The organism is Pseudomonas citronellolis (assembly GCF_029335315.1).
GTDB classification, from domain to species: Bacteria; Pseudomonadota; Gammaproteobacteria; order Pseudomonadales; family Pseudomonadaceae; genus Pseudomonas; species Pseudomonas citronellolis_A.
In genome coordinates this window covers 1-10,131 of the sequence record NZ_JARJLT010000142.1, presented here as the reverse complement: position 1 = coordinate 10,131, position 10,131 = coordinate 1, and the positions used below count along the sequence as shown (strand labels likewise).

The window sequence follows — 10,131 nt, the reverse complement described above, 5'->3', positions numbered from 1 at the left end:
ACGCGAAGGGTTGTGGCGGATAACGCTTGAGGCGTTATGCGCCCTACGGTCTTGGCTCCGTAGGCGCGCGCCATGCGCGCGAATCGCCGTACGGGCGTAGGGCGAATAACCGTTCGCGGTTATCCGCCGATGATGCCGGCGCGAAGGGTTGCGGCGGATAACGCTTGGGGCGTTATGCGCCCTACGGTCTTGGGCGCGCCATGCGCGCGAATCGCCGTACGGGTGTAGGGCGAATAACCGTTCGCGGTTATCCGCCGATGATGCCGGCGCGAAGGGTTGCGGCGGATAACGCTTGAGGCGTTATGCGCCCTACGGTCTTGGCTCCGTAGGAGCGCACCATGCGCGCGATTCGCGGGCATGGCCCGCGCCCCAGGTCAGCCCTGGGGCGTGGTCTCCGCGAACACCGGCGAGTGGTCCTGCGGGGCTGTGCGATGGCGCTGCCAGATCGCGCGGTACAGCGCTTCGAGGTGGCGGGTGAAACCCGTGGTATCGAACAGCGGGCTTTCCCGGCGCGCCACGGCCAGGCGTTCCCGCAACGCTGCGCGGCGTTCGCCGTCCTCGGCCAGCTCGCGGGCCAGACGGTAGGCGCTGGCGGCGTCAACGCAGACCAGTTCGGCGAAACCATGGGCGCTCAACAGGCTGGCCGCCACCCGGCTGGCGAAAGTGGCGCCCACCCGCGTCACCAACGGCACGCCGGCCCAGAGCAGGTCGCTGGCGGTGGTGTGCGAAGTACAGGGGAAACAGTCCAGCGCCAGGTCCGCCAGCTGCAGCCGCGCCAGGTGCTCCACCTGCGACAGGCGCGGGGCGAACACCAGGCGTTCCGCCGCAATCCCGCGCAACCCGGCCTCGCGCCACAGGTTGGCGCGGGCCTGGGCGCACTCCGGGTCGAGCAGCCACAGCAGGCTGCCCGGCACCTCGTTGAGCAACTGGCACCAGTGGTCGAACTCCGACGGATTGAGCTTGAGCAACTGGTTGAAGTTGCAGAACACCAGGCCGTGCTCCGGCAGCCCTGCCGCCTCGCGGCTGGGCGGCGCGGGCAGGGCGCGCTCGCGGTCGTTGGACTGGTAGCAGTGCGGCAGCAGCGCCAGGGTCTCGCTGAAACAGGCGCTGTGCTCCGGTGGCGAAACCAGGGCATCGCCAATGAGGTAATCGGCCAGGCGCGGGTGGCCCAGCGAGCCGGGGTAACCCAGCCAGTTGACGATCACCGGCGCCGGCCGCCGCGCGCAGATACCCGGCCGGGCGCCATGGGTGAAGCCTTTCAGGTCCACCAGCAGGTGCAGGCGCTGCTCGGCGATCAGCCGCGCGGCCGCCTCATCGGACAGCTCGCGCAGGTTGTGCCGCGGCAGGCCGAGGATGGCGAGGCGGCGGGTGAGGGGGTCGATCCGCCGTGGGCTGAAGTCGAACAGCTGCACCTCCACCCGCCTGGCGTCATGGGCTTCCAGCACGCCCATCAGCAGATGCAGGGTGGCGTGGTCGTAGAAGTCGCAGGACAGATAGCCGATGCGCAGGCAGCCGTCGGCCGGCGCCGCTTCGAGCAGTGCCGGCGGCAGCTCCAGTTCGCGCCCCCAGCGCCGCAAGGCGAAGCGGCGGCCCGCCTCGCGGTGGGCCATGGCGCCCAGTTCGGGCAGGTTGAGCAGGCCCCAGGGCGTCAGGCCGCCGTCGTTGCCGTTGCCCAACTGGTCGAGCACGGCGCGGTCTGCCGCTGCCAGCGCGCGCCAGTCCGCCTGGGTGCGCAGCAGGCGCTGCAGGTCGCCCCATTGCCGGGCCCGGTGCAGCAGCGTGATGGCTTCGCCGTAGCGCTTGCGTTGCTCCAGCAACAGCGCCAGTTCGACCAGCACCTGCGGCGCCGGCGGCACCCCTGCGGCAGCCTGGCGCAACAGCGCCTCGGCGTTGTCGAGGCGGCCCGTCTCGCGCAGCAGCGCCGCCAGCTCGATGACTGCCGTGGCGCTGCCTGGCGTCAGGGCGAGGGCCTGGCGCAACAACGTTTCCGCCTCGGCCAGGCGTCGCTGCCCGCGCAGCAGAATGCCCAGGTTCTGGCAGGCGAGGGCATAGCCGGGGCGATGGGCAAGGGCCTGGCGCAGGGCCTGCTCGGCCTGCGCGGTATCGCCGCGCTTGGCGTACAGGTTGGCCAGGTTATTGGCTGCCTGGACGTTGTCCGGGGCCAGGCGCAGCACCTGCTGTAGCGATTGCAGGGCGGCCGCGTCGTCGCCCAGGCGTTGCAGCGTCAGCGCCAGGTTCAGGTGGTAGTCCGGGTCCTCGCGCAGGGCCAGCGCCCAGATGAAATGCGTACGGGCCTCATCCAGCTTGCCCTGCTGCATGCAGGCCACGCCAAGCAGGTGCTGGGCTTCGGCATTGCGCGGCTCGCGGCACAGCAACTGCCGGGCCTGGGCTTCTGCGCGGCGCGGCGCGCCACTGTTGAGGGCGGTGACGATGGGGTGCAGCTTGCGGTTCATGGCGCGGGCTCAGGCGCGAGGCCGCTGGATCGGCTCGCCCCGGCGCGGTTCGCCGCACGGGCAGGCCGGCCCGCACGGGATTGGCGACGAGGTTTCCACGGCGGCGGAAGCGGAACGCACGGGTGGCACGGCATGGACTTCGGGCATGGCGACAGGTCCTGGTTCTTGTGGAAAAGTGGCACCCGTCGCCTCCCGTCAGGAGGGCGCAACGGTGTCAGTACGGTAGCGATTCTGCGCGAGCGCAGGCCCTGTCCGGCAAGGCCCGTCGGGGGATTCAGGCCTTTCACGCACAGCGGCGGGGGCTTCCCGGCGTGGCTCTCGGATTAGCCAAGGGAACGCTTCGGCAGCGCGGATGCCTCATCCTGCGAGCCCGGGCCGACTACCGTTTGACAGCCCGGCGGCAACTGCCTAAGGTGGCCTCGCCGCCCCCCATGGGCGGTATGGGATTGGCGTCCCGTAATTGGATGGCGTTGAGCGAAAGCTCGGCGCCTTGCACGGCAGCACCCGCGTTATGGGCGGGCCGTGCAGGGCATCTTCGGATGCGCCGGTCCCGATTCCGGTACGCCAACCTGTACGGTCCGCTCTCCCTGATTGGCGTCAGGGTGCGGAAAGCAAACTTAATCGGAGTTACACCTATGAACGCAGCAAAAAATCTGTTCGTCCCTGCCCGTGAGCACAAGGACCCCGCGTCGCTCTACGACGACGCGCAATCCCGCCAGACCGCCCTGATCAACATGCTCCGCCTGCTGGCCGGCGCCCGCGACCTGGGCGCGCCTTCCGAGGACGTGCTGAGCGGCGCCTTCGCCTGCCTGGAGTACCTGGCTGCCGACAGCGAACGGCTGTACGCCGCCGCTGATCGCAGCGGCGCCTGACGAGAGGGCAGGGCGAGGCCGATTTGGCCTCGCCTGTGCCTTGGGGCAGGACATGTTCGAGGGTTTAAAGACTCTCCAACGCTACGCGCCAACGACGCTCGCAGGCCTGCAGGAAACCGTCGCGCTGGTCACGGCTTTCGCCATGGCGCGAAGGTTCGTGAGCGCGTAGTTGCGGGAGCAGGGCTAGGCCGGCTTCGACGAAGTCGCGCGAGAGTGCTGGTGGATTGTGCCAGCGCAGCAGGGGTTCCACCTGCTGGGCGTCGCTGTGCGTGAGTGCCGGAAAGAACTCGTTGATCACCCGTTGGCGAATGCGGCTGGTAATGGCCAGGGTCTGGACCGGATTTCCGGATTGCTGTTCGGGGTGAGCGCGGTACTGCAACAGCACTTCCGGCAGGTTGGCAATGTACTCGCCGCGCGCCAGGCGATGACCCAGGTTGGTGGTGCTGGCCGTACCCAGATTGACTGGGTTCTGGAACACGCGAATGCGCGTGTCGTGCAGGAAGCTTTGAATGACCTCCGGACTGTTGTCGGTGGAGCAATCGTCGATCAGCAGGGTTTCGAATTCACGGAAACTCTGTTGCAACAATGCATTCAGGCACTCACCCAGATGGGCTGCGCCTTTGTATACCGGCAGCACGATACTGACTTTGGGCACGATAAACGTCCTTCTTCCTCTTGTTCGGGAAAGGCGGCGAGCGGCAAGCCGCTCACCGCCTTGGGCGTCAGGCCCAGGCTGCTGCGATTACGGGCGCGAGGGCTTGCTGGTAGTTGGAGGGGAGGGTGGTTTGGCCCATGGCGGGCGGAGAGAAGGCGGCCATGGCGTTGACCAGTTGGTCGACCTTGTCGTATGTGAGGGTTTTGCCGTCGCTGGTCTGCATTTTTTCGATGCGGGCCTCAGACCAAGCGGTTTGCTGATTGGCATACCAGTAATTGATCGAAACCTTGTCCTCGGTACCGATTACGCCGACTACCAGAACACCATCGTAACTTTCCTTGCTGAACCAGAGTTGGTCGGTTTTGATACCAGTCCCAAATTTCAAGACGTCAACATCCACACTTGCTGACGCGTCGTCCTTACCAATTTCAGAAATGCTGTCGAAACCGTCCCCTCTATTGAAAATGTACGTGTCGCTACCCCGCTGGCCGCTGAGCTTGTCGTAGCCTTTTCCTCCAGTGAGCACATTGTTGGCCTGATTACCACGGATGTAGTTGTTCAGAGCATTTCCCGTGCCGTTGATGTTGCCAGCAGCGTATACAAGATCAAGGCTTTCGACATTGCCGGGCAGGGTATATTGGCTTATCCCGCTACCAGATATCTCCACCAAGTCGTACCCAGCGTTTGCTTGTTCCGTGACGGTGTCACCACTGTTGTCGACGATGTAACGGTCGTCCCCGCCGTTACCCTGCATGCTGTCCGCACCGGCGCGACCGTCGAGCACGTTGGCCACGGCATTGCCGATCAGGGTGTCGTTGTAGGCCGAACCGGTGGCGTTCTCGATGGTGGTGGTGTAGGCGATGGTCAGGCAGTCGCGAACGTATTCCTTGCCGTTCCAGAAGGCTTTTCCGATTTGCGACCAGGTGCCTGAATTGAGGTTGAGTAGAACGCCCTGGGTCTGGTTGCTGGCGTCGAGAGTATCGACTCCACCTGCATCGACTAGGGTCTCGAAGATGGAAGTGTCTGCTGTCCAGCTATAGGTGTTGTTACCGGTCTGGTAGCCCGAGTTGACGCCATACAGGTACTGGATTGCCGCTACATCGTTGAGCATCAGCGAGGTGGGGTAGAAGCTGTTCGAGTAGCCCCATGTCAGACTTGCGCCCTCGAAGCTCCGGTAACTCATGACGCTGTACTTGAGTTGGTCTTCCGCGACAACGGGGGCTACCGCTCCGTTGTGGGGATGCAGCAGCCCAACGGCGTGGCCAAGTTCGTGCAGGAAAGTCTGGTAGCCATAACTGCCTTTCTGGCTGGGGTTGGTGTACTGGCTGTTGCTCACCCCAATCCAGATGTCGCCGCTGAAGGGATGGCCCTGGGCCGGCCGATAGGCCGCGGAGGTAGGAATGGCGCTGGTGTTGCCGGTGCGTCCCCAGCGAATGTCGCCAGCCCCGTTGGCGCTGTCGGCCACTTCGCTGAAGGTCAGGTTGCTGACGTTGGCGAATGTCTGCATTACCGCGCGGGCAGTGGCTATCTGCTCGGCCGTGAGCGTGAGCAACGAGCCGGGGCTTCCGCTGAGATAGGTGGAGGAGGGCGTGCTGAAGCTGTAGGTGAGATTCGCCCCTTGCCTGAGTGCGTTACCCCACTTGGCACCCACTATGTTGCTTGGCGAGCCACCGAAGATCAGGTTGTCGATGCCGACGGTATTGCTGCGCGAGCTGCCGTCGAAAGCGAAGATGCTGCTGCGATTATCGGTAATCCCGTTGCCGCCGCCCGCGCTGACGGTGTTCGCCCAGTTGGTATCCTGCAGGGACTCATCCAGTTCATCGCCGAGCGATGCCGGGGCGGCTGCGTTATCGATGTTGCTCATGTCGTTTTCCTTGTGATTGGCACATTGCACATTGGCCGCGACTCGCTCCATCCACTTCCCGGCGGCGCAAGGCCGCCGTACTTCATCGGGCACGGCCCATCTCAAACACCCCCGAAGCGCCGGGGGGCTAATACCAGCCGCCAAGGGCGGCTGGCTCAACGCTCTTCCAGGCTCTCGTCGACATACCGCTTCAGCGGGCTGAGGAAGTAGTCGATGACGCGTTGGCGGTCGGTCTGGATTTCGGCGCGTACCGCCATGCCGGGGGTGAGGGGCAGGTCTTCGCTGCCGACGCGGATGCGCTTTTCCTTCAGTTCGATGCGCAGGCTGTAGAGCAGGCCGCGCTTCTCGTCTTCGATGGCGTCGTCGGACAGGCTCAGGACCTTGCCGTGGAGCACGCCGTATTTGGTGAAGTTGAAGGTCTCCACCTTGATTGCCACGTCCTGGCCGGGGCGGACGAAGCCGATGTCCTTGTTCTCCAGCTGCGCCTCGATCTCCACCGGCTGGTCGCTGGGCACCAGCACCATCAGCGGCTGGGCTTCGGTGACCACGCCGCCGGCGGTGTGGATGGCCAGTTGCTGCACGGTGCCGTCCACCGGGGCGGTGAGGCGGGTGAGGCTGTCGCGGCGCTCGGCCTTGTAGCGTTCCTGTCGCAGGGCGGCGGCTTTCTGTTCGGATTGGTGCAGCAGGTCGAGCAGGGCGCGGCGGTTCTGTGCCAGGGTGGTTTCCCGCTGTTGCCGTGCGGCCTGCAGGGCGGCGGCGAGTTCCAGGCTGCGGCTGCGCTGTTCGGCCAGCTGGCGTTCCTGTTCCAGTTGTTCCTGCTGCTTGTTCAGGGCGTGGTGCTTGGGCACCAGGCCGCGTTCGGCCAGGTGGGCATAGTCGGTGGTGATGCGCCGGGTGATCGGCAGCATCTGCGAGAGTTTGGCGGCCGATTGGCGCGCGGAGCGCAGCTCCGCTTCGCGCTGGGCGATGAGGGCGTCGTTCTGCGCCAGGGTGCTTTGCAACTCCTGGTATTGCCCGTACAACCACTGGTTGGCGGCGCGTTGCTGGTCGGCGCTGGCGGTGGGTAGCAGCGGGGTGATGTCGACGGGGGCGCGCTGCAGGGCGATGGCTTCCAGCATGGCGTTGGCACGCACGGCGTCCACCTGGGCGGCGAGCAGGTCGCCGCCCAGGCGCTCGACGTCGGCGGCGGTCTGGGTGGGGTCCAGTTCCACCAGCAGATCGCCGGCCTTCACTGCCTGGCCGTCGCGCACATGGATCGCCTTGACCACCGATACCTCGCGGGGCTGGATCAGTTTGCTGCGGCCGCTGGGCACGATGCGCCCGCTGGCGCTGGCCACCACGTCGACCTGGCCCAGGCAGGCCCACAGCAACGCGAGCGCGGCGAAGGCCATGATCAGCCATTGCAGGTAGCGTGGCGCCGGATGCACCGGGGTTTCCTGCAGCGCCAGCGCGGCGGGAAGGAACTGCGTTTCATGGGGCCGGCGTGCCGGCGGCTCCATGGCGCGGCGTCTGTTCCAGGCATGCCGCCATGCCTCGCGATAACGCTGGAGAAGTTGACGACGGGCAGCGGATGCCTGGCTCACGCTTCACCTCCTGGCGTTCAGCCCTGTTGCAGCCTGTGCAAGCGCGAGTAGTGCCCGGCCTGCAACGCCAGGAGTTCGTCGTGAGTACCTTGTTCGACGATGCAGCCACGGTCCAGGACGACGATGCGGTTGGCCTGGCGTACCGCGCTCAGGCGGTGGGCGATGATGATCACGCTGCGGCCCCGGCAGATCTGCTGCATGTTCTGCTGGATGATGCGTTCGGACTCGTAATCCAGCGCGCTGGTGGCTTCGTCGAAGATCAGGATGCGAGGGTTGCCGAGCAGCGCGCGAGCGATGGCGATGCGCTGGCGCTGGCCGCCGGAGAGCGAGGCGCCGTGTTCGCCGACGAGGGTGTCGTAGCCCTCGGGCAATTCGAGGATGAAGTCGTGGGCGCCGGCCAGGCGTGCGACATGCATCACCGCTTCCAGTGGGGTGCCGGGGTCGGTGAGGGCGATGTTCTCGCGGATGCTGCGGTTGAACAGCAGGTTCTCCTGCAGCACCACGCCGATCTGCCGGCGCAGCGATGACACCTCGGCCAGCGCCAGGTCCATGCCGTCCACCAACACGCGGCCGCGGTCGGGCACGTAGAGGCGTTGCAGCAGGCGGGTGAGGGTGCTCTTGCCGGAGCCGGAGCGGCCGACGATGCCGATCACCTCGCCGGGGACGATGCGCAGGTCGATGCCGCGCAGCACTTCCGAGCCGTCGCTGCGGTAGCGGAAGTGCACCTGGTCGAATTCGATGCGGCCCTGCAGCGGCGGCAGCGGGCTGCGCTGGCCGAGGCCGGATTCGCCGCGGGTATTGAGGATGTCGCCCAGGCGCTGCACGGAGACGCCGGTCTGCTGGAAGTTCGGCCACAGTTGGGCCAGGCGCATGATCGGCTGGGCCACGCGGCCGGCGAGCATGTTGAAGGCGATCAGTTGGCCGAGCGACAACTGGCCCTCGATCACCAGGCGCGCGCCGAGCCAGAGGGTGCCCACCGTGACCAGTTTGCCGATCAGGCCCACACCTTCGTTGGCCAGGGTGGACAGCACCTGGGTCTTGAAGCTGGCGGCGACGTAGGCGGCCAGCTGGTTGTCCCAGCGCCGCACCGACTGCGGTTCCACCGCCATGGCCTTGAGGGTGTCGATGCCGTTGAGCGATTCGACCAGGAATGCCTGGTTTTCCGCCCCCCGGTTGAAGCTTTCCTGCAGGCGCGCGCGCAGCGGCGGGGTGATGAAGGCCGAGAGCAGTCCGTACAGCGGCAGCGAGGCGATCACCAGCAGCGTCAGCCAGCCGCTGTAGAACAGCATCACGGCGATGAACACCACGCAGAACAGCAGGTCCAGCAGCAGGGTGATGGCGTTGCCGGTGAGGAAGCTGCGGATGTTCTCCAGCTCGCGCACCCGCGCCACCGAATCGCCGACGCGGCGCGCGTGGAAGTACGGGAGGGGCAGGCCGATCAGGTGGCGGTACAGGCGCGAGCCCAGTTCGACGTCGATACGGCTGGCGGTGTGGGCGAACACGTAGCCGCGCAAGCCGCTGAGCAGGCTCTCGAACAGCAGGATGGTCAGCAGCCCCAGGCACAGCACGTCGAGGGTGGACAGGCTGCGGTGTACCAGCACCTTGTCCATCACCACCTGGAAGAACAGCGGGCTGACCAGGGCGAACAGTTGCAGGCAGAAGGACGCCAGCAGCACTTCGCCCAGCAGCTTGCGGTATTTGACGATGGCCGGGATGAACCAGGTGAAGTCGAAGCGCGCCAGTTCGCCGCTGAGCGACGCTTCCGAGCGCAACAGGATCAGGCGGCCGCTCCAGTGGCGTTCGAGTTCGGCCTGGGGCAGGGTCTGCGGTCGTTCGGCTCCGGGTATCTGGACCAGCGCCGTGCCCTGGTCGAAGCGGGCGAGGATGAAGAAGGCGCCGTCCGGGGTCTCGGCGATGGCCGGCAATGGCGTTTGCGCCAGGCGCGCGCTACGCGTTTCCACAACCTTGGCGAGCAACCCGAGTTTGCGCGCGGCCAGCAGCACGCGGTCGCGGTCGAAGGGTTGCGCGCCGTCGGCGAATTCGTGGCGAAGTTGCTCGGCGCTGGCGGCGATGCCGTGGTAGCGCGCCAGGGTGACCAGGCAGGCCAGGCCGCTGTCGAGCGAGGCGTCTGAATGGGGCTGTTGTTCGGGGGTGTTCATCGCTGCACTTCCTGTCCTGGGACGGGCGGTGCGCGGTGCGCGCCGTCGGTGCAGGATTCTGTGCGGCGGGGCCCTGGCCAGCTCAATGCTGGCCAGGGGCCGGGCGCCCCTGAATCAGGGCTTTCCGACAGCTCGGGTGATGCGGCGGGGCGCGTCAGGGCGCGTCGGGCGCGGCCGATTGCGCTTGCCGCCCGCCGCGGCCGTAGGCGTCTTCGAAACGCTGGATATCGTCTTCGCCGAGGTAGCTGCCGGACTGCACTTCGATGATCTCCAGGGGGATCTTGCCGGGGTTGGCCAGGCGGTGCACCGAGGCGATGGGGATGTAGGTGGACTGGTTCTCGGTGAGCAGGAACACCTTGTCGTCGCAGGTCACCTGGGCGGTGCCGGAGACCACGATCCAGTGCTCGGCGCGGTGGTGGTGCATTTGCAGCGAGAGCTGCGCGCCGGGTTTCACGGTGATGTGCTTGACCTGGAAGCGGCCGCCCATGTCCACCGAGTCGTAGCTGCCCCAGGGGCGGTACACGGCGCAGTGGTTCTGGGTTTCG

At 66.4% G+C, this 10,131-nt stretch carries 7 protein-coding genes; 1 reads left to right on the top strand and 6 read right to left on the bottom strand.

Annotated features, from left to right (window positions below; genetic code table 11):
- Positions 1–374: 374 nt before the first annotated feature.
- Positions 375–2,453, bottom strand: coding sequence for a tetratricopeptide repeat protein (locus tag P3W75_RS11915; protein ID WP_276227551.1), 2,079 nt, complete (start codon positions 2,451–2,453; stop codon positions 375–377).
- A gap of 635 nt (positions 2,454–3,088) precedes the next feature.
- On the opposite strand from P3W75_RS11915, the gene P3W75_RS11910 reads away from it, so the two are divergent.
- Entirely contained in the window at positions 3,089–3,325 is a 237-nt protein-coding gene (locus tag P3W75_RS11910) for a hypothetical protein (RefSeq protein ID WP_276227550.1), read from the top strand.
- Positions 3,326–3,389: 64 nt separating this feature from the next.
- Here P3W75_RS11910 and P3W75_RS11905 read toward each other — a convergent pair whose 3' ends face one another.
- From P3W75_RS11905 to P3W75_RS11885, 5 genes are all read right to left on the bottom strand, one after another.
- Positions 3,390–3,980, bottom strand: a complete 591-nt coding sequence (locus tag P3W75_RS11905) for a glycosyltransferase family 2 protein (RefSeq protein ID WP_276227549.1) — start codon at positions 3,978–3,980, stop codon at positions 3,390–3,392.
- Positions 3,981–4,047: 67 nt separating this feature from the next.
- Positions 4,048–5,844, bottom strand: a complete 1,797-nt coding sequence (locus P3W75_RS11900; protein WP_276227548.1) for a M10 family metallopeptidase C-terminal domain-containing protein — start codon at positions 5,842–5,844, stop codon at positions 4,048–4,050.
- Positions 5,845–5,999: 155 nt separating this feature from the next.
- Positions 6,000–7,427, bottom strand: coding sequence for an HlyD family type I secretion periplasmic adaptor subunit (locus tag P3W75_RS11895; protein ID WP_276227547.1), 1,428 nt, complete (start codon positions 7,425–7,427; stop codon positions 6,000–6,002).
- 17 nt (positions 7,428–7,444) lie between these two features.
- Positions 7,445–9,586, bottom strand: a complete 2,142-nt coding sequence (locus P3W75_RS11890) for a type I secretion system permease/ATPase (protein WP_276227546.1) — start codon at positions 9,584–9,586, stop codon at positions 7,445–7,447.
- Positions 9,587–9,740: 154 nt separating this feature from the next.
- Positions 9,741–10,131, bottom strand: a 391-nt coding sequence (locus tag P3W75_RS11885) for a cupin domain-containing protein (RefSeq protein ID WP_276227545.1), incomplete at its 5' end; no start/stop codon positions are given.

What these genes read in the sequence shown, in the direction of transcription:
- P3W75_RS11915 (WP_276227551.1), bottom strand. Translation starts at nt 2,453, where the DNA reads ATGAACCGCAAGCTGCACCCCATCGTCACCGCCCTCAACAGTGGCGCG.
- P3W75_RS11910 (WP_276227550.1), top strand. Translation starts at nt 3,089, where the DNA reads ATGAACGCAGCAAAAAATCTGTTCGTCCCTGCCCGTGAGCACAAGGAC.
- P3W75_RS11900 (WP_276227548.1), bottom strand. Translation starts at nt 5,844, where the DNA reads ATGAGCAACATCGATAACGCAGCCGCCCCGGCATCGCTCGGCGATGAA.
- P3W75_RS11890 (WP_276227546.1), bottom strand. Translation starts at nt 9,586, where the DNA reads ATGAACACCCCCGAACAACAGCCCCATTCAGACGCCTCGCTCGACAGC.